The following is a 23,684-nucleotide window of genomic DNA, read 5'->3' on the forward strand; positions in this document are numbered from 1 at the left end:
GGAGGCAAGGGGCCCGGCGTCAGGGCTCCGGGTCCAGCAGCACCACATCGGCCGGGTCGATGGCCGCCCCGACCCTGGCCCCCGACTCCGGGGCGTCCCGCAGGGCGCAGGACGCCTCCAGATGCGGTGCGGCCGGGTCCGACAGCCGCAGGATGAGCGCCACATGGTCGCCGCGGAAGGTGCGCGCCGCCACCGTGCACGCCAGTCCCTCCTCGGGGTCCGTCAGCCGCACCCCGGCCGGGCGGACCAGCAGCCTGCCGGGGCCCGGCCGGGAGCCGGGCGGCACGGGCAGCTTGCCCCATACGGTGTCGGCGACCTCGCCGTGCACGATCGCCTCGACCACATTGTCGAAGCCGAGGAAGCGGGCGACGAACTCGGTGGCGGGCCGCTGCCACACCTCCAGCGGGGTGCCGGTCTGGGCGATCCGGCCGTTCTCCATCACCACCACCCGGTCCGCGAGCGCGAACGCCTCGCCCTGGTCGTGGGTGACCGCGAGGACGGTGGTGCCCAGCCGTTCGAAGAGCTCGCGCAGCTCCACCACCAGCCGCTCGCGCAGCCCCCGGTCGAGCTGGCCCAGCGGCTCGTCCAGCATCAGCAGCTTGGGGCGCGGGGCCAGCGCGCGGGCGAGCGCCACCCGCTGCTGCTCACCGCCGGAGAGCGAGTCGACGGGGCGGCGCTGGGCGCCCGGCAGCCCCACCAGCTCCAGCAGTTCGGCGACCCGGCGGTCCGCCTCCGCGCGCCCCACCTTGCGCATCCGCAGCCCGAAGGCGACGTTGCCACCCACGTCCCGCTGCGGGAACAGCTGGTGGTCCTGGAACATCAGCCCCACGCCGCGCCGGTGCGTGGGCACCCCGCTCTGGTCGCGTCCGGCGAGCCACACCCGGCCGGCGTCGGGGCGCTGCAGCCCGGCCACCACGCGCAGCATGGTGGACTTGCCGCTTCCGCTCGGGCCCAGCACACAGACCGTCTCGCGCTCGGCGACCTCCAGGTCCACGGCGTCCAGCGCGTCGCGCCGACCGAACCTTACGGTCACCTCGTCCAGTCGCAGCAGCGTCATTCAGAACTCTCCGGAACGGTCGGTGCGGATGCGCTCGAGCGCCAGCAGCGATCCGGCGCAGACCAGCATCAGGATCGTGCTCAGGGCCATCGCCTGCCCGTAGGTGAGCTGTCCGGCCCGGCCCAGGAAGCGGGCGATGGCCACGGGGAGGGTCGGATGGTCGGGGCGCGCGATGAAGACCGTCGCCCCGAACTCCCCCAGGGAGACGGCGAACGCGAAGCCCGCCGCGACCGCCACGGCCCGCCCGACCAGCGGCAGGTCCACCTCCCGCCAGACCCGCCACGGGGACGCCCCGAGCACGGCCGCCGCCTCCCGGAGCCGGTGGTCCACCGCCCGCAGCACCGGCAGCATGGTCCGTACGACGAAGGGCACGCCCACCAGGGCCTGGGCGAGCGGCACCAGGACCCAGGAGGCGCGCAGATCCAGCGGGGGCTCGTCCAGGGCGATCAGGAACCCGAATCCCACGGTGACGGCCGAGGTGCCCAGCGGCAGCATCAGCAGCGCGTCGAAGCCCCGTACCAACATGCCCGCCTTACGGGTGAGCGCGGCGGCGGCGAGACCGCCCACGACGAGGGCGAAGACGGTGGCGACCGCCGCGTACCACAGGGAGTTCCCGACGGCCTCCATGGGAGCCACGAAGAAGGTGCCCCCGCTGTCGGCGGCCGACCGGAGCGCCTCGTAGTAGGTGAAGCCGTAGCCGTCCGGTCCGTTCAGCGAGCGCTCCGCCAGCACCGCGAGCGGTGTCACGATCAGCAGCGCGACCACCGCCAGCACGCCCCACAGCAGCGCCCACTGGGCCGGGCCCTTCGGGCGGCGCGCGGTGCGGCCGGGGTCGACCAGCCGCAGGGCGCTCTCGCGGCGCCTTACGGTCCACGCGTGCAGGGCCAATACGGCCGCGACCGCGGCGAACTGGACGAGGGTCAGCACCGCGGCCGTGGGGAGGTCGAGCAGTTGCGCGGTCTCCCGGTAGATCGCCACCTCCAGGGTGGCGTAGCGGGGGCCGCCCAGGATCTGGATCACGCCGAAGGAGGTGAAGGTGAACAGGAACACCATCAGCCCGGCGGCGGCCACGGCGGGTGCCAGCGCGGGCAGCGTCACCCGGCGCCAGGCCGACAGCCGGCTCGCGCCGAGCACTCGCGCGGCCTCCTCCTGGCGCGGGTCGAGCTGGGCCCACAGCCCGCCCACGGTCCTGACGACGACCGCGTAGTTGAAGAAGACATGGGCCAGGAGGATCGCCCAGACGGAGGTGTCCAGCCGCACTCCCCACAGCTCGTCCAGCAGCCCGCCCCGGCCGAGCAGGGCCAGGAAGGCCGATCCGGCGACGACGGTCGGCAGGACGAACGGCACGGTCACCACGGCCCGCAGCAGCCCCTTGCCGGGGAAGTCGAAGCGAGCGAAGACATAGGCGCCGGGCAGCGCCACCACGAGCGTGAGGGCGGTCGACGCGACCGCCTGCCAGCAGGTGAACCACAGGACGTCCAGCGTCGCCGGATCGGTCACCACCTCGGCGATCCGGCCGAACCGCCACCGTCCGCCGACGCGCAGCCCCCGGGCGACGATGGCGGCCACGGGATAGGCGAAGAAGACCGCGAAGAAGGCGAGCGGCACCGCCATCAGGGCGAGCCGGAGGGCGGTCGCGCGACGGCCGCCGTTGCCCGCCCTGTCGGCCTTACGGTGGCCGTCGGCCTTCTTACGGTTCTCGCGGGGCTCTACAGGACCAGCGAGGACCATGTCTTGACCCACGACTCACGGTTCTTGGCGATCTTCTGCGGCGCCAGGGTGGCCGAGTCGGCGATCCTGACCCCGTATCGGGTGAACAGCTCCGGCAGCTTGGCGTCCTCGCGCGCCGGGTTGACGTACATGTTCAGCGGGACGTCCTCCTGGAACCGCTTGCTCAGCAGGAAGTCCAGCAGCGCCTTGCCGCCCTTGGTGTTGCCCGCGCCGTTCAGCAGCCCGGCGAACTCCACCTGCCGGAAACAGGTGCCCGTCGCCACCCCCGTGGGGGCCTTCGCGGGCTTGGTCTTGGCGTCGGCCACCTCGGCGGGCGGGCTGGAGGCGTAGGAGACGACGAGCGGCCGGTCGCCCTTGCCGCCGCCCGCCGAGCCGGAGAACCGGTCGTAATACGCCTGCTCCCAGCCGTCGACGACCTCGACGCCGTTGGCCCGCAGCTTCTTCCAGTAGCCCTTCCAGCCGTCGTCGCCGTACTTCGCGGCCGTGGCGAGGAGGAAGCCGAGACCGGGGGACGAGGTGGCCGCGTTCTCGGTGACGAGGAGGTTCTTGTAGGCGGGCTTGGTCAGATCGTCCAGCGTCCGGGGCGGCGTCAGCTTCTTGTCGGCGAAGTACTTCCGGTCGTAGTTGACGCAGATGTCGCCGAAGTCGACGGGGGTGACGCGGTGCTCGGCCCGGTCGAGCTGAAGGGCCGCCGGGACCTTGTCCAGCCCCTTCGCCGTGTAGGGGGTGAACAGGTCGTTGTCGAGCGCGCGGGAGAGCAGGGTGTTGTCGACACCGAAGAACACATCGCCCTGGGGGTGCCCCTTGGACAGGATCGCCTGGTTGACGGCGGCTCCGGCGTCGCCGCCGGCCTGCACCCGCACCTTGTAGCCGGTCTCCTTGGTGAACTCCTTGAGGACGGCCTTGGAGGCCGCGAACGAGTCATGCGTGACCAGGGTGACCGTCTTGGAGTCCGACCCGCTCTTGGTGTCCTCGCCGCAGCCGACGAGCGCGCTCAAGGCCAGTGAGCCGAGGAGGGCGGCCGAGATGGCACGCCGAAGCTGGCTGTTCATGGTGATACTGACTCCCTACGCCGGTATGACCCGGATCAGGTCCGAGGGTCTGCGGCCGTGCCGCACTCTCAGCGCTCTGAGCGCTCCCCTGTCGGAATGTTCACTTGTACGGACGTTCACTTCTACGACGATCGCATGATGCAACGTTGCCCAGGCACCGTATCAGCCGGTGCTCAGCGCTCCGAAGCCGCCAGCTGCCCGCAGGCCCCGTCGATCTCCTGGCCCCGGGTGTCCCGGACGGTCACCGGCACCCCATGGGCCTCCAGGGCCGCCACGAACGCCTTCTCGTCCTCGGGCCGGGACGCCGTCCACTTGGAGCCGGGCGTGGGGTTGAGCGGGATGAGGTTCACATGCACCCGGTGGCCCTTGAGCAGCCGGCCGAGCAGATCGGCGCGCCACGCCTGGTCGTTGATGTCCTTGATCAGCGCGTACTCGATGGAGATCCGGCGGCCGGACTTCTCCGCGTACTCCCACGCGGCGTCCAGGACCTCGCGCACCTTCCAGCGGGTGTTGACCGGCACGAGGGTGTCGCGCAGCTCGTCGTCGGGCGCGTGCAGCGACACCGCGAGGCGGCACTTGAAGCCCTCGTCGGCGAACCGCAGCATCGCCGGGACGAGGCCGACCGTCGAGACGGTGATACCGCGCTGCGACAGGCCGAGGCCGTCGGGCTCGGGGTCGGTGAGCCGACGGATGGCGCCGACGACGCGGTTGTAGTTGGCCAGTGGCTCGCCCATGCCCATGAAGACGATGTTGGACAGCCGGGCCGGGCCACCGGGGATCTCCCCGTCCCGGAGGGCCCGCATCCCGTCGACGATCTGGTGCACGATCTCGGCGGTGGACAGATTGCGGTCCAGCCCCGCCTGCCCGGTGGCGCAGAACGGGCAGTTCATCCCGCAGCCCGCCTGCGAGCTGATGCACATGGTGACCCGGTCCGGATAGCGCATCAGAACGGACTCCACGAGCGTGCCGTCGAACAGCCGCCACAACGTCTTGCGCGTGGTGTCGTCGTCACAGCTGATGTGCCGCACCACGCTCATCAGATCCGGCAGCAGCCCGGCGGCCAGCTTCTCGCGCGCGGCGGCCGGGATGTCGCTCCACTGAGCGGGGTCGTCGGCGTAGCGCGCGAAGTAGTGACGCGACACCTGACCCGCCCGGAAGGGCTTCTCCCCGAGGGCGGCGACGGCCTCCCGGCGCTCGGCGGGCGTGAGGTCGGCGAGATGCCGCGGGGGCTTCTTGGCCCCACGCGGCGCGACGAAGGTGAGTTCTCCGGGCTTAGGCATGGTTTTCCCAGTGTCGCAGACGTACGAAGGGCCCCGCGCCGGGAGTGGCGCGGGGCCCGTGGGCGGGCGTGGTCAGCCGCCGCCCACGAAGATCACCAGCAGCAGCCACACCACCGGCGCGGTGGGCAGCAGCGAGTCGAGCCGGTCCATGATCCCGCCATGGCCGGGCAGCAGCTTGCCCATGTCCTTGATGCCGAGGTCGCGCTTGATCATGGACTCGCCGAGGTCGCCGAGGGTCGCGCTGACCGCGGCGGCGAGGCCGAGCAGCAGGCCCTGCCACCAGACGCCGTCGTCGATGAGGAACTGCATGCACAGGGCGCCCGCGGCCATCGCGAAGGTCACCGCGCCCAGCAGCCCCTCGCGGGTCTTGCCGGGGCTGATGCGCGGGGCCAGCGGATGCTTGCCGAAGCGCCAGCCCACCGCGTACGCCCCCGTGTCGCTGACCACGGTCAGCAACAGGAAGGTCAGGACCCGCCACGGGCCGTCGTCGGTGTCGAGCATGAGCGCCACGAAAGTGGCCAGAAACGGCACGTAGAAAGCGGCGAAGACGCCTGCGGTGACATCCCTGAGGTAGTTGTCGGGCGGCTCGGTCATCCGCCAGACCAGCACCGCGAGCGCCGTAAGGGCGACCGCCACCACCGCGCCCTGGGCGCCGCGCACATAGCCGGCGACGACCATGGCGACCCCGCCGACGGCGAGCGGCACCAGGGGGACCCGGATGTCCTTGCGCTCGGTCAGCCGCGAGGTCAGCTCCCAGAGCCCGACCACCACCGCGACCGCCACCACGCCGACGAACACGGGCTTGTAGATGAAGAGCGAGGCCAGGATGATCACGCCGAGGCCGACGCCCACCCCTATCGCGGCGCGCAGATTCCGGCCCGCGCTCTTCTTGCTCTGCCCGGCGCCGGCACCGCGCGCGCCGCCGTCGGCGGAGGCCGGGTCGGGCGCGGGGTCGGGGGGCGTCGGCCGGTGCCCGGCGGGCTGCCGGGGTCCGGGCTGCGGCTCCCGCTCGTCGCGGAAGAGGGGGCCGCTCAGCCGAGCGGCCCCCCTGTCACGGTCGGCGGCCTCGCCGGAGTCGCCGCCTGCGTGGGGCACGGTGGGCATGGGGCGAGTTTGCGCCGCCTCACCCACCTCGTGCGCGGGACCCGCCGAAGAAGTGGGCACCTCCCAGCCATAGCCGGGGGAGGTGCCCTGACCGCCCGGTCCCCGGAGTCCGGCGCTTGGTTGGGCCCCCCAGGAAGAGTCGTTCATCAGACCTCGAGCAGCTCGGCTTCCTTGTGCTTGAGCAGCTCATCCACCTGCGCGACGTACTTCGCCGTGGTGTCGTCGAGCTCCTTCTCGGCGCGGCGCCCCTCGTCCTCGCCGACCTCGCCGTCCTTGATCAGCTTGTCGATGGACTCCTTGGCCTTGCGGCGGACGCTGCGGATCGAGATCTTCGCGTCCTCGCCCTTGCCCTTGGCGACCTTGATGAACTCCTTACGGCGCTGCTCGGTGAGCTCAGGGAACACCACACGGATGATGTTGCCGTCATTGCTCGGGTTGACGCCCAGGTCGGAGTCCCGGATCGCCTGCTCGATGTTGCGGAGCGCGGTCTTGTCGAACGGCGTGACCACGGCCATCCGCGGCTCCGGCACCGAGAACGACGCCAACTGATTGATCGGCGTCAACGCACCGTAGTAGTCCGCCACGATCTTGTTGAACATCGCCGGGTGCGCACGCCCGGTGCGGATCGCGGCGAAGTCCTCCTTGGCGACCACAACGGCTTTCTCCATCTTCTCCTCGGCCTCGAGGAGGATCTCTTCGATCACCACTTGCTCCTGGTGTTATCAGTAAGCAGAGCCTCGCCCCTGCGTGCGTCTTCTCCTGCACGGTGTCCGACCGGCAGGCCGTTGTCCATCCCCCGTTCGAGCCGTCAGGCCCGGGAGCCCTGGTCGCTCACAAGCGTGCCGATCTTCTCACCCTTCACCGCACGGGCGATATTTCCTTCGGCCAGGAGCTCGAAGACGAGGATGGGCAGCTTGTTGTCCCGGCAGAGGGTGATCGCGGTGGCGTCGGCGACCTTGAGGTCCCGGGTGATCACCTCGCCGTACTCCAGCGCGTCGAACTTCACCGCGTCGGGGTTGCGGGCGGGGTCGGAGTCATAGACCCCGTCCACGCCGTTCTTGCCCATGAGCAGGGCCTGCGCGTCGATCTCCAGCGCTCGCTGGGCCGCGGTGGTGTCCGTGGAGAAGTACGGCATACCCATACCCGCGCCGAAGATGACCACACGCCCCTTCTCCAGATGGCGCACCGCACGCAGCGGAATGTACGGCTCCGCGACCTGGCCCATGGTGATGGCGGTCTGGACCCGGGAGTCGATGCCCTCCTTTTCCAGGAAGTCCTGGAGGGCGAGACAGTTCATGACGGTTCCGAGCATGCCCATGTAGTCCGAGCGGGCCCGGTCCATACCGCGCTGCTGCAGCTCCGCACCGCGGAAGAAGTTACCGCCGCCGATGACGATGGCGATCTCGGCGCCGTCCCTGACCACGGCGGCGACCTCGCGGGCGATGGCGTGCACGACATCGGGGTCGACACCGAGTCCCCCGCCTCCGGCGAACGCCTCGCCGGACAGCTTCAGCAGGAAGCGACCGTGTGGGGCCGCGCCGTGCGCCTTCTTGTCATCGGCGGCCTGTTTGGCGTCCGCGCCGTGATTCATTGGAGATCTCCTCGTGCACATACGAAGAAGGCCACTGCCGGACGGGTCCTGTTACGACCTCTGCGGCAATGGCCTCCTCGTCACATCTGCGGCCGACCGGTCGACGGTTGGCTGCCTACGACCCTATCGGGGTCGCCGGTCATTCGCTGCTCGGCTCAGACACCGACGCGGAAACGGGCGAAGCGCTTGAGCGAGACACCGGCCTCGTCCAGGATCTTCTGGACGGACTTCTTGTTGTCCTTGGCGAACGGCTGGTCCACCAGCACGTTCTCCTTGAAGAAGCCGGTGACGCGACCCTCGACGATCTTCGGCAGGGCGCCCTCGGGCTTGCCCTCCTCGCGGGCCGTGGCCTCGGCGACCCGGCGCTCGTTCTCGACCGTCTCGGCCGGGATCTCGTCGCGGGTGAGGAACTTCGGGGCGAAGGCGGCGATGTGCTGCGCGACGTCCTTGGCGACCGTGGCGTCTTCCTTGTCCAGCTCGACCAGGACGCCGACCTGCGGCGGCAGGTCCGGGCTGGTGCGGTGCATGTAGGCCGCGACATAGCCGCCGGAGAACTGCGCGAAGCGGTCCAGGACGATCTTCTCGCCGAGGGTCGCGTTGGCCTCGTCGACGAACGCCTGAACGGTCTTGCCCGCCTCGATCTCGGAGGCCAGCAGGGTCTCCAGGTCGGCCGGGGAGGTCTTGGCGACGTGGGCGGCGATGGCGTCGGCGACGGCCACGAACTTGTCGCCCTTGGCCACGAAGTCGGTCTCGCACTTCAGCTCGACCAGGACGCCGGAGGACTTGTCGTCCGCGATGAGGGAGACGACAGCACCGTTCTCGGCGTTGCGGCTCTCACGCTTGGCCACGCCCTTCTGGCCCTTGACGCGCAGGATCTCGACGGCCTTGTCGACGTTGCCCTCGGCCTCGTCCAGCGCCTTCTTGCAGTCCATCATGCCGGCGCCGGTCAGCTCACGGAGCTTCTTGACGTCAGCGGCGGTGAAGTTCGCCATGATCTGTGAATCTCTTCTCGAAAGTCGAAAGCTCTACGGGTGAACGGCGGGGGCGGCGCCACAGGCACCGTCCCCCGCCGTCATACACCGTCTGAGTGACGTCTGAGTGGTCAGCCCTGCTCGGTGCCCGCGGCGGGGGCCTCGGCCGGCTTGGCGTCCTCGGCAGGCTTGTCCGCGGCGGCCTCGGCGGCCTCGGCGGGCTTGGCGGCGTCCTCGGCGGGCTTGTCCGCGGCGGCCTCGGCCGGCTTGGCCTCGGCCTCGTCGGCCTTCTTCTCGCCCTCGAGCAGGTCGCGCTCCCACTCGGCGAGCGGCTCGCCCGCGGCCTTGTCGGCCTTCTCGTCACCGGTGGCGGCACCGGAACGGGCGATGAGGCCCTCGGCGACGGCGTCGGCGATCACCCGGGTGAGCAGGGTGACGGAGCGGATCGCGTCGTCGTTGCCCGGGATCTTGTAGTCGACCTCGTCCGGGTCGCAGTTGGTGTCGAGGATCGCGACGACCGGGATCCGGAGCTTGCGCGCCTCACCGACGGCGATGTGCTCCTTCTTGGTGTCCACGATCCAGACGGCGCTCGGCACCTTCTGCATCTCGCGGATACCGCCGAGGGTCTTCTCCAGCTTGGCCTTCTCACGGGAGAGGACCAGGAGCTCCTTCTTGGTGAGGCCGGAGGCGGCCACATCCTCGAAGTCGATCTGCTCGAGCTCCTTCAGGCGCTGCAGGCGCTTGTAGACGGTCGAGAAGTTGGTGAGCATGCCGCCCAGCCAGCGCTGGTTGACGTACGGCATGCCGACGCGGGTCGCCTGCTCGGCGATGGCCTCCTGCGCCTGCTTCTTGGTGCCGACGAACATGATGGAGCCGCCGTGGGCGACGGTCTCCTTGACGAACTCGTAGGCGCGGTCGATGTACGACAGCGACTGGAGCAGGTCGATGATGTAGATGCCGTTGCGCTCGGTGAAGATGAAGCGCTTCATCTTCGGGTTCCAGCGGCGGGTCTGGTGCCCGAAGTGGACGCCGCTCTCCAGCAGCTCCCGCATCGTGACGACGGCCATGGCCGTACTCCTTGAGGTACTCGGTTCCACGGCGGCCGGGTGGCCGCCGCTCCTGACGTCCCGGCGCGCCTGCCACGGACGGGGCCCTTTCGGGGGGTCGTCCGAGGACCGAGGGGCGCGGCCACCGAGCTGACCGATGCGCGATCGGAGCACCGGTGGCGGGGCGTGCGAAGTCGATCCGGTGACCCGGATCGCCATAAGAAGTGTACGGGACCGGTACGGTGCCGGGTGACGGCGTTATCCACAACCGGTGAGTAGTCCCCCGATTCCGTCCATGATCCACCCGCTTCGGGCCGCCGGGCCATCGTGGGGGCATGCGAAGGCTTGTGGTGGGGTGGGCTCTTGCCCTGGTGATTCTTGCGCTGTCGGTGCCGCCGGTGCCGACAGCCTCTCTTCGGGTGTTACCTCTTCCGGCGGCACGGGCCGCGGCGGCGGATCCGCGCGCGGCGCCTACTTCGCGCGCGGTGCCGGATCCGGAACCGAGGACCAGGCCGAGCGGGGAGCGGTCGAGACCGAGCGCGGAACGGTCATGGCCGGTCGACGGTACGCCGGGCGCGGTGCGGCCTGTCGTGCTGAGGGGCTGGCGGCCGCCTCCAGCGCCCTGGGCGGCGGGGCACCGCGGGGTCGACCTCGCGGCGCGACCGGGCGAGCGGGTACGGGCGGCGGCCCCGGGGCGGGTGAGCTTCGTGGGTCCGGTCGCGGGCCGTGGTGTGCTGGTGATCGAGGTGTCGGGGACCGGCTCCCCTCCCCTGCGCACCACCTATGAACCGCTGCGCGCCACGGTGACCAAGGGGGAGCGGGTGACCGCCGGGCAGGTGGTCGGCGTGGTGGCGCCTGGCCCCTTCCACTGCCGGCCGGGCTGTCTGCACTGGGGGCTGCGCCGCGCGGATCGCTATCTCGATCCGCTGTCACTGCTGCCGCCGTCGATACTGCGGGGCGGGCCGTCCCGGCTGCTCCCGGTGTTCGGGGTGCGCGACGCGCCCACGCTCTCCGCGCTCGCCTCCCCCGCCGGGGACACCCGGCTGCCGACGGCCGCGGCGCTGGCGGCGGCATCCCTCTGGGCCCGGATCCGGCTGGGTCGCCCGAGTCGGTCCGGGTCGCCCGGGTCGGTCCGGGTCGGTCCGGGTCGCCCGGTCGTCCCATCCGGGCCCCGCGCGCCCGCTGAAGCTGTGGAAGGGCCGGGTGGTCAGCCCCGGACGCCGCGCAGGGCCATGGCGACGGCCGCCTCGGTGATCCGGTCGGGGTCCTCGGCCGCACCCAGCTCGATGCGCCGGACCGCGGCGTCCACGACGCCCTGGAGGAGTACCGCCGAGAGCCGGGGCTGCTCATGCCCGAGGGCCGCGAGGGCCTCGACCACCATGGCGATCAGCCCGCCGTGGGCGGCCCGGATCTTCTCCCGTGCGCCCGCGTCCAGCTCACCGGCGGAGATCGCCACCACCGCGCGGTGCCGGCGGTCGCCGACGAGCGCGAGCTGCCGTCGGACATACGCCTCGATCTTCGCCTCGGGCCCGTCGGCCCGCTCCATGGCGGCCTCGACCTCGGCGGCCCAGACCGGGAAGTCCACGGCGCACAGCTCCTCGACCACGGCGGCGCGGGAGCGGAAGTACTCGTAGACGGAGGACCGTGCGAGTCCCGTGCGCTCGGCGAGGGCGGGGAAGGTCAGCGCCTCCGTGCCGCCCTCGGACAGCAGGGTGCGGGCGGCCTCCAGCAGGGCCGCGCGCTGCATCGTCCGGTGCTCGGCCACTGAGGCCGCTCGAATCCTGGGCACCCAACCACTTTACGGAAGAGGCCGCCCGGAGGGCGATGCCGGAGGGACGATTCAGCGTCCGACATCGGCGAGTTTCGCCCGCAGCTGGAGCACCGATTTGGTGTGGATCTGGCTGACCCGGCTCTCGGTGACGCCGAGCACCTGGCCGATCTCGGCGAGGGTGAGCCCCTCGTAGTAGTAGAGCGTGACCACGGTCTTCTCCCGCTCCGGGAGGGTGTTGATCGCCCGGGCGAGCAGCCGGCGCAGCTCCCGGTCCTCGGCCACCTCGACCGGGTTGTCCGCCGCGGTGTCCTCAAGGGTGTCCATGAGGCTGAGCCGGTCGCCACCCTCGCCGCCGACGTGCAGCAACTCCTCCAGGGCGACCACATTGGCGAGCGACAACTGACTGAAGACACCGTGCAGTTCCTCGAGACTGATGCTCATCTCGGCGGCCACCTCGGCCTCCGAGGGGGTGCGGCGCAGCTGCGCCTCCAGCGTGGCGTACGCCCGCTCCACGGCCCGGGCCTTCTGGCGGACCGACCGCGGGATCCAGTCCAGCGCCCGCAGCTCGTCGATCATCGCGCCGCGGATCCGGGTGATCGCGTAGGTCTCGAACTTGATGGCGCGCTCGGGGTCGAACTTCTCGATGGCGTCGATGAGTCCGAAGACCCCGGACGACACGAAGTCCGCCTGCTCGACATTGGAGGGCAGCCCGACGCTGACCCGGCCGGCCACATATTTCACCAACGGTGAGTAGTGCAGGATCAGCTGCTCCCGCAGCCGGCCGTCGCCCGTGGTCTTGTACGACCGCCACAGCTCGTCGAGCGATGAGGGCGCGGCAGGGCGCACCGCGCCGCGGGCCGCGGGCGGCGCCGCGCTGTCAGACCCGGAGATGTGCTGGGGCATTCGTCGCCTTGAGCCGTTCTGCCATGACATGGGTGAGGACGTACACTTCCGCCGGAAACCTTGTGAGCGTAGCGTGACTAAGGCGTCGCGGTATGCGAAGGGCGTCGGCTCGGCGGTGTGCGGATACGGTCATCGCCTCAACCCTTTCACCCGATTGCCCCGATTCGGGGGATCGCCTCGCCATGCGCCGTCGCTCCGGCGCACGGGCGGGACCAACTCCCATCGATCGCCATGACGTTCGACGAAACCCAGGGCGAGCAGTTCATGGAGCCGGCCCAGGGCCTCGTCGCAGCCGGTCCCGGATTCCCGGGCCACATCCCGCAGGTGGTTGCCGCCCCGTGCCGACAACGCTTCCAGCACCCGTGCCGTCACGGGATCGAGCAGGTCCCGCTCGACCAGCGGCCCCCGCCGCTCCGGGGCGAGGTCACCGATGCCGCCGATGAGCTCGGCCACTTCGGCGGCGTCGGTGACCAGGACGGCCTCGCCGCGCAGCAGTTCATGCACCCCGGCCGAGAGCCCGCTGGTCACCGGTCCGGGCACCCCCATGGTGGACCGCCCGAGCTGTTGTGCCCGGCGCGCGGTGACCAGCGATCCGCTGCGGTACTGGGCCTCGACCACGACCGTGCCGCGGGTGAGGGCGGCGATGACCCGGTTGCGAAGCACGAATCTGGGGCGTGTCGGATGCGCTCCGGGGGGCAACTCGGCCAGCACCAGGCCCTGTTCCGCGATGCGCTCGATCAACTCGGCATGCGCTCGCGGATAGGGGACGTCCACACCGGAGGCCAGCACCGCGATGGTGGCCCCGCCCGCGGCGAGCGTCCCTCGGTGAGCCGCGCCGTCCACGCCGTGGGCCGCCCCGGAGACGACCACCCAGCCCCGCTCGGCGAGCCCGGCGCCGAGGGACGCCGCGACATGCGCGCCGTAGTCGCTGCAGGCCCGCGCGCCGACCACGGCGACCGAGCGCAGCGCCCACATCCGCAAGTCGGCCGGGCCGCGCACCCATAACCCGACCGGGCGAGCGTCACCGAGATCGTCGAGCTGACCGGGCCAGTCCAGATCCCCGGGGCAGATGAACCGTCCTCCGCACCGGGCGATCAGCGCGAGGTCGGCGGCCGGGTCCACCCCGGCCGCCCGAAGGGCGCATCCGGCCAGCCGCTCCCCGGTGGCCCCGGGCGGGGGCTTGCCCTTCCCGGTGAGCGCCCGCCACAGCGCCACCGGCCCCATACCGCGCAGCCAGCGCCCCACGGTCTCGTCCCCGGGCTCCAAGAGCCGGGTGAGCGCCGCTCGCGCCAGCCGCTCCTCGTCCGGAACGCCCCGCCGCTCAGCGAGCTCCCGCCCCTCGTCCGGGGTGCCCCACCCCTCGGGCAGCCCCTGCCCTGCGTCCGGGACGCTCCGCCCCTCCGGGCGCCCCTGGTCCTCGTCCCAGCCGTCGTACCCCGGCCCAGGCTCGGAGAACAGGGCGGGGACGGCGCCGCGACCGCCCGTCGAAGGAGCCGACATCAGCACTCCCCCGCCGGGACCGGCACCCCGCGGCTGACCCCCGTGCGCAGCTGCAGCGCCTGGGCGATGTCCGGCGCCATGGGCCGGTCGTGCCCGGCCAGGTCGGCGACGGTCCAGGCGACTCTCAGCACCCGGTCGAGCCCCCGGGCGGTGAGCAGCCCGCGCTCCATATCGCGCTCGGCCTCGCGCAGCGCACCGGGGAACGGCTGCCAGCGGGTGCGCAGCTCATGGCCCGGCACCTCGCTGTTCAGCCGCCAGGGGGTGCCGTGGAGGCGGGCAGCGGACCGCTCCCGGGCCTCCCGGACCCGGGCCGCGACCGACGCGCTGCTCTCCGCCCCGGCGCGCGCCCCGGTGAGCTCGGTCCGGCTCACCGCCTCGACGCGGACCCGCAGGTCCACCCGGTCCAGCAGCGGTCCGGACAGCCGTGCCTGATAGCGGCGGACCGTGGCGGGCGAGCACTCGCAGACGTCGCCCATCAGACCGTGGCGCCCGCAAGGGCAGGGGTTGGCCGCCAGCATCAACAGGAAGCGCGCCGGCATCCGCATCATCCCGGCGGACCGGGCCACCACCACATGCCCCGACTCCAGGGGCTGTCTCAGGGCGTCCAGCGCCTTCCCGCTGAACTCGGGAGCCTCGTCCAGGAAGAGCACTCCGCGATGGGCGAGCGAGACCGCGCCGGGTCTGGGCAGGCCGTTGCCCCCGCCGACGAGCGCGGCCATGGTCGCCGAGTGGTGCGGGGCGCAGTACGGCGGGGTCTCCACCAGGGGCTGCCCCGGTGGGAGGACCCCGGCGACCGAGTGGACCGCGGTGACCTCCAGGGCCTCCTGCTGGGTGAGGGGCGGCAGCAGCCCCGGCAGCCGCTCGGCCAGCATGGTCTTCCCGGCGCCCGGAGGCCCGCTCAGGAAGAGGTGGTGCCCGCCCGCGGCAGCGACCTCCAGGGCGGTGCGCGCGGCCCGCTGCCCGGCGACCTCGGCCATATCGGGCCGCCCCGCCCCGGCCCCGGGCACCGCGGCGACACCGGTGCCCATACCGGCGCCGGGCACGGTGAGCCCCGCCAGCATCGGATCGGGGCGGCCCAGCTCCTGGGGCTCCTCCTCCTCGGGCACCGGCTCGTCCGTCAGCACCGCGATCAGCTGGCGCAGGCTCCGTACCCCCAGCACCGAGACGCCCGGCACCAGGGCCGCCTCCGCCGCCGTCTGCTCGGGGACCACGACCTGGCGGTAGCCCGCCTCGGAGGCGGCGAGCACGGCCGGCAGCACCCCACGGACCGGCCGCACCCGGCCGTCCAGCCCGAGCTCCCCGATCATCATCAGATCGGCGATCTCCCGCGGGTCCACACGCTCGGCCGCGCCGAGCACCGCACAGGCCACGGCCAGGTCGAAGCCGCTGCCGCCCTTGGGCACGGATGCCGGGCTGAGCCCGACCGTGAGCTTCCGCTGCGGCCATTCGCCGCCGGAATTGACCACGGCCGCGCGGACCCGGTCCCGGCTCTCCACCAGGCTCTTGTCGGGCAGTCCGACAAGGGTGAAAGCGGCCACTCCCGGCTCCAGGTCGGCCTGGACCTCCACCACCACGCCCTCGACCCCGACCAGCGCCACCGAGCAGGTGCGGGCGAACCCCATCAAGCCACCCCTCGCACATGCTCGACCACGGGCGCGCCCCGGCGGGGCAGCACCACCCCCACCACATCGATCCGCACCCCGCCCGGCGGCGGGCCGCCGTGCCGCTCCAGCCAGCGCTCCGCCAGCCATCGCAGCCGCTCGGTCTTGTCCGGTCCGACGGCCGCCATCGGATGCTCGTAACCACCCTCGCGGCGCGTCTTGACCTCGCACACCACCAGCGCCCCGGCATCGAGCGCGACGATGTCGATCTCGCCGTCCCGGCATCGCCAATTGCGCTCCAGGACGGTCATCCCGGCTTCCGCCAATGTGCGGACCGCCACATCCTCGCCGTAGCGGCCCAGCGCTCCTCGGGCGTTCATTCGGCACCACCTCCGGCACCGACTGTGACGCCCCCGCGCCCCGCTCAGGGATCTTGGACCATTCCTGTGGACAGCCGTCCGGCTGTGGAAAACTCGGCCGCCCGGAAGGTGGAGTCAGCCGCCCGGGAGCTGGAGTCAGCCGCCCGGAAGCCGGGGTCAGCCGCTCGGAAGATCGAGGTCGCTCTTGTTCAGCTCCTCGATATTCACGTCCTTGAACGTGAGAACCCGTACCTGCTTCACAAAACGGGCCGGGCGGTACATGTCCCAGACCCAGGCGTCGGCCATCGACACCTCGAAGAAGACCTCACCCTGGACCGAGTGCACCTGCATCTCGTAGTCGTTGGTGAGATAGAAGCGGCGCTCGGTCTCGATCACATATTTGAACAGACCGACGACATCGCGGTACTCCCGGTAGAGCTTCAGCTCCATCTCGGTCTCGTACTTCTCGAGGTCCTCGGCGCTCATGGCATGTTCCCCTTCAGCCGTGCGTCCCCCCATTGTGCGTCAGACGCGCTCAGTCTCCAGGATCACCGGTGCACTCGGAGGTCCCTCGACGAGCAGCGTACGCAACAGCTCCGGCAGCCGTGTCGGGTACACCGGCTCGGTGGCCGTGGCCAGCTCATCCGCCGTCCACCAGCGCAGACCGGCCACGCTCCGCCGCTCCAGCTCCGTCAGCCCGCCCCCGGCGCGCGCCGGGGTCTGTTGGGTACGACACAGGTAGTACCACTCGTCCTGGTCCCAGCGCCGCCCGGCGAACGGGAAGGAGCAGATCCGCCGCCACAGCAGCGGGCCGAGCCGCACATCGGTGATCCCGGTCTCCTCCGCGAGCTCGCGGAGCGCGGCCTCCTCGCGGCTCTCCTCGCCCTCCAGACCGCCTCCCGGGGTGAACCACCAGGTCGAGGACGGATCGTCCGGTTCGAAGCCGTGCAGCAGCAGGATCCGGTCCCGTGGGTCCAGCAGCACCACCCGGGCGACCTTCCGCAACCGCCGCTCGTCCGTGCCGCTCCGTTCGGCTCCGCCCGGCCCCTCAGCCACTCGCGGCCACCTTCCCCTTCGCCGCCTGGTCCCGCTGTGCGCCGCCGCCCGCCCTGCGCCGGACGATCGGCCCGTGGGCCGCGCCCGCCAGGATCAGCACCGCGCCCACGGCGACCGCGATCAGGATCGGCCCCAGCGGTCCCGGCTGCGAGATCCCGCCCGGCAGCGCCTTGAAGGCATCCGGCCGCCCCACCGTCCCCCAGGACCCCAGTGGCCAGGCGGTGGCGTCCACCCGGGCGTCCACCGCCCCCCGCTCCACGGCGCCGCCCGCCTCGTCGGTGAGGTGCACCCGCGAGTCCAGGGAGTCGCTGCGATGGTCGCCCAGCAGGAACAGCCGGTTCTTGGGCACGGTGGTGGAGAAGACCGACGCGGACGCCTGCTCCCCCGAGCGCAGATACGGTTCCTCGAGGACCTTGCCGTTCACCCGCAGCCGGCCCTGCTTGTCACAGCACTCGACCCGGTCGCCGCCGACCCCGATGACCCGCTTCACCATGGGCAGGTCGCCCCACACCTGGTCGCGGAAGACCACCACATCGCCGCGGCGCACGTCGCCGCCGTCGACCCGCTCCGCCAGCACCCGGGCGCCCTTGCCGATCGTCGGCGCCATGGAGTCGGTGGGGACCGTGTACGGCTTGTAGAGCACCGCGCCCCAGACGAAGCCGCCGAGGAACAGCACACACCCGACGGCCACCGCCAGCCCGGACAGCACGCTGCCGGGCGTGCGCCGCGGCTTGCCGCCCCCCACCCCTTGGGCTCCGCTCATTCCAGTGCTCCCGCCGTACGCAACAGACGTAGAAGATCAGGTTCCGTGTGCCCCGGGGCACACGGGACCGCACCTTACCCGGCGGTACGGGCCCCGTCAGCAGTCGGCGGTCAACCGCTCCGGCCGGCTCCCGGCCTCCGCCCGGACCTTGGCGATCAGTCGGCGGCGGCGCCACAGCACGATCGGCAGCGCCCCCGCGAACCCCAGGGCGGAGGGGGCCATCGCTGCGGCCGCGCCCAGACCCGGCTGGTCGAAGGTGCTCGGCACCGGCAGGGTGGACCAGCGGTTGATCGGCCAGGCGATGACGATCGCGCGCCCGACGACATCGTCCACCGAGACCGTGCCGTTGTTCAGGTTCTGGTGGTAGCGGGAGTCCAGCGAGTCCTGACGGTGGTCGCCCATCACCCAGATCCGGCCCTCGGGCACCTTGATCGGGCCGAACGGCTTCTCGTCACAGGGGGTGTTCCCGGGGAAGATGTACGGCTCGTCCAGCGGCTTGCCGTTGACCATGACCTTACCGCCGCGCTTGCAGGAGACGGTGTCCCCGCCGACCGCGATGACCCGCTTGATCAGGTCCTTCTCCTCCGCCGACGGCATCAGCCCGATGAAGCTGAGCGCCTTCTGGATGCCCTCGGCGACCGGGCCGGAGCTCTTGGTCTGGGACTCGCCGAGCCAGCCGCCCGGGTCGTGGAAGACGACCACCTCACCGCGCTCGGGCTCGGAGCCGAACCACGGGGTGAGCTTGTCCACCAGCACCCGGTCGCCCCGCTGCAGGGTGTCCTGCATCGAGTCGGACGGGATCGAGAACGCCTGCACCAGGAAGGTCTTGATCAGCAGTGCCAGGGCCAGCGCGATGATGACCAGGATCGGCAGCTCCTTCCAGAAGGAGCGCACCTTCTTGGGCTTGCCGAGCTTCCCGGGCCCGCCTGGCTTCCCGGGGCCCGGCGTCGACGCCCCGTCCCCGGGCCCGGACGGATCAGCCGCGCCGGGACCGTCCTGGGGATCGGAGGGTTCCGGCCCGCCATCGGCTCCGTGTGGGTCCGACGCCCTGGGCGCGGCAGCCGTCCCGTTCGTGGGTGCACCGGCTTCGGGCGCCTCGTCCGCCCCGTCCGTGGGGTGCTCCGCCCCCGTCCCGGGCTGCCTCTCGGGCTCTTCGTGACCGGATCGTGCGCCGACCGCCAAATCCCCCACATCCACTCCTCACGCCTGACTGCCGCCTGCCCCACGAACGGCGCAGGATCACCACTCCCATAACGAGCGGGAGTTCCGCAGGGGTCGGGAGCTGGACCATTCCTTGCTGATCCATGGGGGACAGCCTATGCGCCGAGCCCTCGGCCTGTGTCGCCCCACTCGGCGCGTCCTTCACCGAGGCGTAGGTGCCCGGTTCCTCGAGCCGCCGCATGTGCCCGAACGGCCACGCGATCACCACGGCGCGGCCGACCACCATGTTGTCCGGCACGGTGCCCTGGTACGGCTCGTCCAGATGGACCCGGGAGTCCGCCGAGTTGGACCGGTGATCGCCCATCACGAACATCCGCCCCTGAGGGACCGTCACCTTGAACTGCTTCTGCGACGGCGGGTTCCCCGGGTGCAGATACGGTTCGTTCAGCGGCGTCCCGTTGACGGTGACCTTACCGTTCGTGTCACAGCACTCCACCGTGTCGCCGCCCACCGCGACCACCCGCTTGATCAGGTCCTGCTCGTCGGAGGACGGCAGCAGCCCGATGAAGGTCAGGAACTCCTTGCCCTGCTTGATGACCGGCGGGTCGTCCTTGGGCGGCTTCCGCTCGTCGTCCAGCCACCCGCCGGGGTCCTTGAACACCACCACGTCGCCGCGCTCCGGCTTCGAGCCGAACCACGGGGTGAACTTGTCCACCAGCACCCGGTCGCCGATCCGGATGGTCTGTTCCATCGAGCCGGACGGAATGACGAACGCCTGCACCAGGAAGGTCTTCAGTACGAGCGCGATCACCAGCGCCACGCCCACCAGGATCGGTATCTCCTTGACGGCCGAACGGCGCCGCCTGCGCTTGATGCGCCGCTGGATCCTGCGCCGCTCCGCGCGGCCGCCCACCCGGCGCTCGCCCGGCGGACGGGGAGTGCCCATGTCGACGCCGGCGGGCGGAGCGGCCTGGCGCGCCCTGGCACGAGGACGCCCGCGCTTACCCATGGTCACCACCGGGGGCAGCGGACGGTATGCGGCCGGGCGCCGCGGGCACGCTCGTGAAGGCGTCCGTCCGGGGTACGCCGGACCAGCGGCCGAACGGCCAGCCGATCCATTCGGCGCGGCCGATCACCTTGTCGACGGGGACCGTGCCCCCGCCCGGGGCGCCCAGATAGTCACGCGAGTCCCGGGAGGCGTCGCGGTGGTCGCCCATCACCCACAGCCGTCCCTCGGGCACGGCGATGTCGAAGCGCACCCGCGAGGGCCTGTCCCCGGGGTGCAGGTAGTGCTCGTCCACCGGCTGACCGTTCACCTCGATCCTCCCCCGCTCGTCGCAGCAGGTGACCCGGTCACCACCGATGCCCACCACGCGCTTGACGTAGTCGGACTCGGCCGGTTCGGCCAGCCCGACCGCCGCGGCCGCCTTGCGCAGCAGACCCGTCACCGGATTCCCGGACGGCTCCTCCTCGCCGAAGGAACCGGCTCCGTCGAACACGACAACGTCGCCGCGGCGCGGATCGTCCCCGAATTGGTAGGCGAGCTTGTTCACCAGCACCCGGTCCCCGGGGCGGAGGGTGCTCTCCATGGAACCGCTCGGGATCAGGAACGGCTGCAGCACAAAGCCGCTCACCAGCAGCACGAGCGCGGCACACGCGGTCGCGAGCAGCGCCGCCCGCCGCCAGCGCCCGCCGCCGGTCGGCCGGCCCCTGCGCAGCCATTGCGGCAGCCGCCCGGCGGACCGGGGCTCCCCGGCCCGCGCGGGGGCACACGAAGAGCGCGACCGCCCCTCGTGCTCCTTCTCGGAGCCCGGGGAGCGGTCGCGCTCCGCGAGCTGTCCTTCGGTGTTCATCGGGCCAGAGCCTATCCGGCCCGGCCGGATGATCCGGCGGTAGCTCAGTAGTCGCGCAAAATCGCCGCGATCCAGCCGCGGACTCAGCTCTCGCGCTTCTCCTTGATCTTGGCGGCCTTGCCGCGGAGGTCGCGCAGGTAGTACAGCTTCGCCCGGCGCACATCACCGCGGGTGACGACCTCGATCTTCTCGACGATCGGGGTGTGCACCGGGAAGGTGCGCTCCACGCCGACGCTGAAGCTCACCTTGCGGACGGTGAAGGTCTCGCGGACACCGGAGCCCTGGCGGCGGATGACGACGCCCTTGAACTGCTGGACACGGGAGCGGTTGCCCTCGATGACGCGGACGTGGACGTTGACCGTGTCGCCGGGGCGGAAGGTCGGGATGTCGCTGCGCAGCGACGCGGAGTCGACGGTGTCGAGCAGGTGAGACATGATCGTCTGCTTTCCTCGCTGATGCCACAGGTCATCGGCGGAATATCGGATGATGATTCGGAGTGCCGCCCTCATCGGGTGGGCGTCGGTCCCCCTGTGGCAGGGGCGCACACCCGGACGTACGGCAGCGGCCTATTCTTCCACGGCCCGGTCCGGCCGCCCAAATCGGGCCCCACCGGTCGTCCCGCCGGTCCCGGGCAGTTCCTCCCAGCCCAGCTCGGCCAGGAGCGCGCGGTCGTGCTTGTCGAGCGTCGCCGGGTCGCAGCGCTCGATCAGATCGGGGCGGTTCTCGCTGGTGCGGCGGAACGCCTCGTCCCGGCGCCAGCGGGCGATCCTGCCGTGGTGGCCGCTGATCAGCACCTCCGGGATGGAGCGGCCGCGCCACTCGGGGGGCTTGGTGTAGACGGGCCCCTCCAGGAGGTCGGCCATCGCGCCGGGGGCGAAGGAGTCGTCGCGGTGCGACTCGGCGTTGCCCAGCACACCCGGGAGCAGCCGGGCCACCGCCTCGGTGATCACCAGCACCGCGGCCTCGCCGCCGGCCAGGACGTAGTCGCCGATCGAGACCTCGTGGACCTCCAGCCGCTCGCCGTACTCCTCGATCACCCGGCGGTCGATGCCCTCGTAGCGGGCGGGCGCGAAGACCAGCCAGGGGCGCTCGGCGAGCTCGACGGCGAGGGCCTGGGTGAAGGGGCGGCCGCTCGGGGTCGGCACGATCAGCGTGGGCTTGACCAGCCCCTCGGCCTCGCCCGAGGCCATGATCGAGTCAAGCGCCTCGCCCCAGGGCTCGGGCTTCATCACCATGCCGGGGCCGCCGCCGTACGGGGTGTCGTCGACCGTGTTGTGACGGTCGTGCGTCCAGGCGCGCAGATCGTGGACGCGCACGTCGAGCCGGCCGCGGGCGCGGGCCTTGCCGACGAGCGAGACGTTCAGCGGCTCCAGGTACTCGGGGAAGATCGTGACGACGTCGAGCCTCATGACGACCCATCCTCACGGCCGCCCGCGGTGTCGCCCTTACGGCTGCCCTCGGTCTCGTCCTTACGGCTGCCCGCGATCTCCGCCTCCGCCTCGTCGAGCAGGCCCGGCGGCGGGTCGATCACGGCACGCTGCGCCTCCAGATCGATCTCCGGCACGACCTCGGACACGAACGGGATCATCACCTCACCCCCGTCGGGGCGCTTCACGACCAGCAGGTCCTGGTACGGCAGGTGGGAGATCTCGGAGATCCGCCCGACCTCCGTGCCGTCCACGGTGACCACATCGAGGTCGATCAGCTGATGGTCATAGAACTCCTCGGGATCCTCGGGGAGTTCCTCCGGGTCGACCTCAGCGATCAGCAGGGTGTTGCGCAGCGCCTCCGCGGCGTTGCGGTCGCGTACCCCCTCGAAGCGCAGCAGCAGCCGGCCGCTGTGCACCCGGCCGGACTCGATGGTCAGCGGCCCGGCCGAGGCGGGCTCGGTGGCCAGCACGGCGCCCGGGCCGAGCCGCAGCTCCGGCTCGTCCGTCCGCACCTCGACGGTGACCTCGCCCTTGATGCCATGGGCACGGCCGATCCGCGCGACAACCAACTGCACGATGCGATGTCCCTTCACACACACGGGCCGGGGACGGCCCAAAGCCCTCCCCGGCCCGTGCCGGTGCTCTTCTTGATCGCCTCAGCGGACCTGATCGACGTCGACGAGGTCGACGCGGATCCCACGGCCGCCGATGGCGCCCACGACGGTGCGCAGGGCGCGTGCGGTGCGGCCGTTGCGGCCGATCACCTTGCCGAGGTCATCGGGGTGCACCCGGACCTCCAGCACCCGCCCGCGCCGCAGGTTGCGCGAGGCCACCTGCACGTCGTCGGGGTTGTCGACGATGCCCTTCACCAGGTGCTCGAGGGCCTCCTCGAGCATCCTCAGGCCTCGGTCGAGGCGGTGGACTCAGCGGACTCGGCCGCCTCGTCCGACTTCTTGTCGGCCTTCTTCGCCTTCGGGGTGATCGCCTCACCCTTCGGCTCGTCACCGGCGTCCTTGGCGGCCGCCTCGAACAGCGCGCGCTTGTCGGCCTTCGGCTCGGCGACCTTCATCGGGGCCGGGGCGGGCAGACCCTTGAACTTCTGCCAGTCGCCGGTGACCTTCAGGATGGCCAGCACCGGCTCGGTCGGCTGCGCGCCGACCTTCAGCCAGTGCTGCACACGCTCCGAGTCCACCTCGATGCGCGACGGGTTCTGCACCGGGTGGTACAGACCGATCTCCTCGATCGCCCGGCCGTCACGGCGGGTACGGGAGTCGGCGACGACGATGCGGTAGTGAGGCGACCGGATCTTGCCCAGACGCTTCAGCTTGATCTTGACTGCCACGGAAGTGGTGTCTCCTGGTCTTGACGTGGTTGAGCACTGCGACGTGCCGCGTGGGGTTGCGGTACCCGAGTGCCCGATGGACGCGTCAGCCGGAGGAGAGAGGGGTCCTGGTC

25 protein-coding genes, 1 pseudogene and 1 riboswitch are annotated in these 23,684 nt (G+C 71.5%); of the genes and pseudogenes, 1 reads left to right on the forward strand and 25 read right to left on the reverse strand.

What is annotated here, in order from left to right; all coding sequences use genetic code 11:
* Window positions 1–19 precede the first annotated feature (19 nt).
* The 9 genes from ACZ6TD_RS15555 to rpsB all read right to left on the reverse strand — a co-directional run bounded on the left by ACZ6TD_RS15555 (window position 20) and on the right by rpsB (window position 9,853).
* On the reverse strand, window positions 20–1,057 hold the full coding sequence (locus tag ACZ6TD_RS15555; RefSeq protein WP_471354460.1) for an ABC transporter ATP-binding protein: 1,038 nt from the start codon (window positions 1,055–1,057) through the stop codon (window positions 20–22).
* Complete coding sequence (locus ACZ6TD_RS15560) at window positions 1,058–2,671, reverse strand: ABC transporter permease (RefSeq protein ID WP_471357757.1); 1,614 nt, start codon at window positions 2,669–2,671, stop codon at window positions 1,058–1,060.
* A 95-nt stretch (window positions 2,672–2,766) separates the two neighbouring features.
* Window positions 2,767–3,840, reverse strand: a complete 1,074-nt coding sequence (locus tag ACZ6TD_RS15565) for a thiamine ABC transporter substrate-binding protein (RefSeq protein WP_471354462.1) — start codon at window positions 3,838–3,840, stop codon at window positions 2,767–2,769.
* Window positions 3,836–3,940: riboswitch (TPP riboswitch) on the reverse strand. (Overlaps the previous gene by 5 nt.)
* Window positions 3,941–4,013: 73 nt before the next feature.
* A complete protein-coding gene (gene rlmN / locus ACZ6TD_RS15570) occupies window positions 4,014–5,120 on the reverse strand; it encodes a dual-specificity RNA methyltransferase RlmN (protein ID WP_470014965.1) in 1,107 nt (368 codons plus the stop codon).
* Between the two features lie 72 nt (window positions 5,121–5,192).
* Window positions 5,193–6,371, reverse strand: a complete 1,179-nt coding sequence (locus ACZ6TD_RS15575; protein ID WP_471354464.1) for a phosphatidate cytidylyltransferase — start codon at window positions 6,369–6,371, stop codon at window positions 5,193–5,195.
* Window positions 6,371–6,928 (reverse strand): ribosome recycling factor, encoded by a 558-nt coding sequence (frr, locus tag ACZ6TD_RS15580; protein ID WP_030834259.1) that lies wholly within the window; start codon window positions 6,926–6,928, stop codon window positions 6,371–6,373. The genes ACZ6TD_RS15575 and frr overlap by 1 nt, the downstream gene beginning before the upstream one ends.
* 104 nt (window positions 6,929–7,032) lie before the next feature.
* On the reverse strand, window positions 7,033–7,815 hold the full coding sequence (gene pyrH / locus ACZ6TD_RS15585) for a UMP kinase (RefSeq protein ID WP_020868133.1): 783 nt from the start codon (window positions 7,813–7,815) through the stop codon (window positions 7,033–7,035).
* Between the two features lie 155 nt (window positions 7,816–7,970).
* Window positions 7,971–8,807 carry a translation elongation factor Ts gene (tsf, locus tag ACZ6TD_RS15590; protein WP_471354466.1) on the reverse strand — a complete coding sequence of 279 codons (837 nt, stop codon included), beginning with the start codon at window positions 8,805–8,807 and terminating at the stop codon, window positions 7,971–7,973.
* Between the two features lie 110 nt (window positions 8,808–8,917).
* Window positions 8,918–9,853, reverse strand: coding sequence for a 30S ribosomal protein S2 (gene rpsB / locus ACZ6TD_RS15595; protein ID WP_471354468.1), 936 nt, complete (start codon window positions 9,851–9,853; stop codon window positions 8,918–8,920).
* 314 nt (window positions 9,854–10,167) lie between these two features.
* Here rpsB and ACZ6TD_RS15600 point away from each other — a divergent pair.
* Window positions 10,168–10,698 (forward strand): annotated as a pseudogene (locus tag ACZ6TD_RS15600) (murein hydrolase activator EnvC family protein); the annotation flags it as partial.
* Window positions 10,699–11,039: 341 nt separating this feature from the next.
* Here the strand turns inward: ACZ6TD_RS15600 and ACZ6TD_RS15605 are convergent.
* The 16 genes from ACZ6TD_RS15605 to rpsP all read right to left on the reverse strand — a co-directional run bounded on the left by ACZ6TD_RS15605 (window position 11,040) and on the right by rpsP (window position 23,571).
* A complete protein-coding gene (locus tag ACZ6TD_RS15605; protein WP_137979769.1) occupies window positions 11,040–11,579 on the reverse strand; it encodes a TetR family transcriptional regulator in 540 nt (179 codons plus the stop codon).
* A 93-nt stretch (window positions 11,580–11,672) separates the two neighbouring features.
* On the reverse strand, window positions 11,673–12,506 hold the full coding sequence (whiG, locus tag ACZ6TD_RS15610) for an RNA polymerase sigma factor WhiG (protein ID WP_470015337.1): 834 nt from the start codon (window positions 12,504–12,506) through the stop codon (window positions 11,673–11,675).
* Window positions 12,507–12,635: 129 nt separating this feature from the next.
* Window positions 12,636–14,006 (reverse strand): DNA-processing protein DprA, encoded by a 1,371-nt coding sequence (gene dprA / locus ACZ6TD_RS15615; RefSeq protein WP_471354470.1) that lies wholly within the window; start codon window positions 14,004–14,006, stop codon window positions 12,636–12,638.
* Entirely contained in the window at window positions 14,006–15,628 is a 1,623-nt protein-coding gene (locus ACZ6TD_RS15620) for a YifB family Mg chelatase-like AAA ATPase (RefSeq protein WP_471354472.1), read from the reverse strand. Before ACZ6TD_RS15620 ends, dprA begins: the two co-directional genes overlap by 1 nt.
* Window positions 15,628–15,987 (reverse strand): YraN family protein, encoded by a 360-nt coding sequence (locus ACZ6TD_RS15625; protein ID WP_201850838.1) that lies wholly within the window; start codon window positions 15,985–15,987, stop codon window positions 15,628–15,630. Before ACZ6TD_RS15625 ends, ACZ6TD_RS15620 begins: the two co-directional genes overlap by 1 nt.
* Window positions 15,988–16,143: 156 nt before the next feature.
* Complete coding sequence (locus tag ACZ6TD_RS15630; RefSeq protein WP_004944840.1) at window positions 16,144–16,452, reverse strand: DUF2469 domain-containing protein; 309 nt, start codon at window positions 16,450–16,452, stop codon at window positions 16,144–16,146.
* Between the two features lie 39 nt (window positions 16,453–16,491).
* Complete coding sequence (locus ACZ6TD_RS15635; RefSeq protein ID WP_471354474.1) at window positions 16,492–17,022, reverse strand: NUDIX hydrolase; 531 nt, start codon at window positions 17,020–17,022, stop codon at window positions 16,492–16,494.
* On the reverse strand, window positions 17,015–17,785 hold the full coding sequence (lepB, locus tag ACZ6TD_RS15640) for a signal peptidase I (RefSeq protein WP_471354476.1): 771 nt from the start codon (window positions 17,783–17,785) through the stop codon (window positions 17,015–17,017). Before lepB (ACZ6TD_RS15640) ends, ACZ6TD_RS15635 begins: the two co-directional genes overlap by 8 nt.
* A 96-nt stretch (window positions 17,786–17,881) precedes the next feature.
* Window positions 17,882–18,679 carry a signal peptidase I gene (gene lepB / locus ACZ6TD_RS15645; RefSeq protein WP_471354478.1) on the reverse strand — a complete coding sequence of 266 codons (798 nt, stop codon included), beginning with the start codon at window positions 18,677–18,679 and terminating at the stop codon, window positions 17,882–17,884.
* 82 nt (window positions 18,680–18,761) lie between these two features.
* Window positions 18,762–19,955, reverse strand: a complete 1,194-nt coding sequence (lepB, locus tag ACZ6TD_RS15650; RefSeq protein WP_471357759.1) for a signal peptidase I — start codon at window positions 19,953–19,955, stop codon at window positions 18,762–18,764.
* Window positions 19,948–20,799 carry a signal peptidase I gene (gene lepB, locus ACZ6TD_RS15655; protein WP_471354480.1) on the reverse strand — a complete coding sequence of 284 codons (852 nt, stop codon included), beginning with the start codon at window positions 20,797–20,799 and terminating at the stop codon, window positions 19,948–19,950. Before lepB (ACZ6TD_RS15655) ends, lepB (ACZ6TD_RS15650) begins: the two co-directional genes overlap by 8 nt.
* 83 nt (window positions 20,800–20,882) lie before the next feature.
* Window positions 20,883–21,233 carry a 50S ribosomal protein L19 gene (rplS, locus tag ACZ6TD_RS15660; protein WP_020868146.1) on the reverse strand — a complete coding sequence of 117 codons (351 nt, stop codon included), beginning with the start codon at window positions 21,231–21,233 and terminating at the stop codon, window positions 20,883–20,885.
* Window positions 21,234–21,365: 132 nt separating this feature from the next.
* A complete protein-coding gene (trmD, locus tag ACZ6TD_RS15665) occupies window positions 21,366–22,208 on the reverse strand; it encodes a tRNA (guanosine(37)-N1)-methyltransferase TrmD (protein WP_470015346.1) in 843 nt (280 codons plus the stop codon).
* Window positions 22,205–22,804: a ribosome maturation factor RimM gene (rimM, locus tag ACZ6TD_RS15670; RefSeq protein WP_471354482.1), complete on the reverse strand. Its 600-nt coding sequence runs from the start codon at window positions 22,802–22,804 to the stop codon at window positions 22,205–22,207. Before rimM ends, trmD begins: the two co-directional genes overlap by 4 nt.
* Before the next feature lie 81 nt (window positions 22,805–22,885).
* Window positions 22,886–23,125: an RNA-binding protein gene (locus ACZ6TD_RS15675; protein ID WP_005311361.1), complete on the reverse strand. Its 240-nt coding sequence runs from the start codon at window positions 23,123–23,125 to the stop codon at window positions 22,886–22,888.
* A gap of 2 nt (window positions 23,126–23,127) precedes the next feature.
* Window positions 23,128–23,571 (reverse strand): 30S ribosomal protein S16, encoded by a 444-nt coding sequence (gene rpsP, locus ACZ6TD_RS15680; RefSeq protein ID WP_037948612.1) that lies wholly within the window; start codon window positions 23,569–23,571, stop codon window positions 23,128–23,130.
* Window positions 23,572–23,684 lie beyond the last annotated feature (113 nt).

It is taken from the genome of Streptomyces yongxingensis (genome assembly GCF_055597465.1).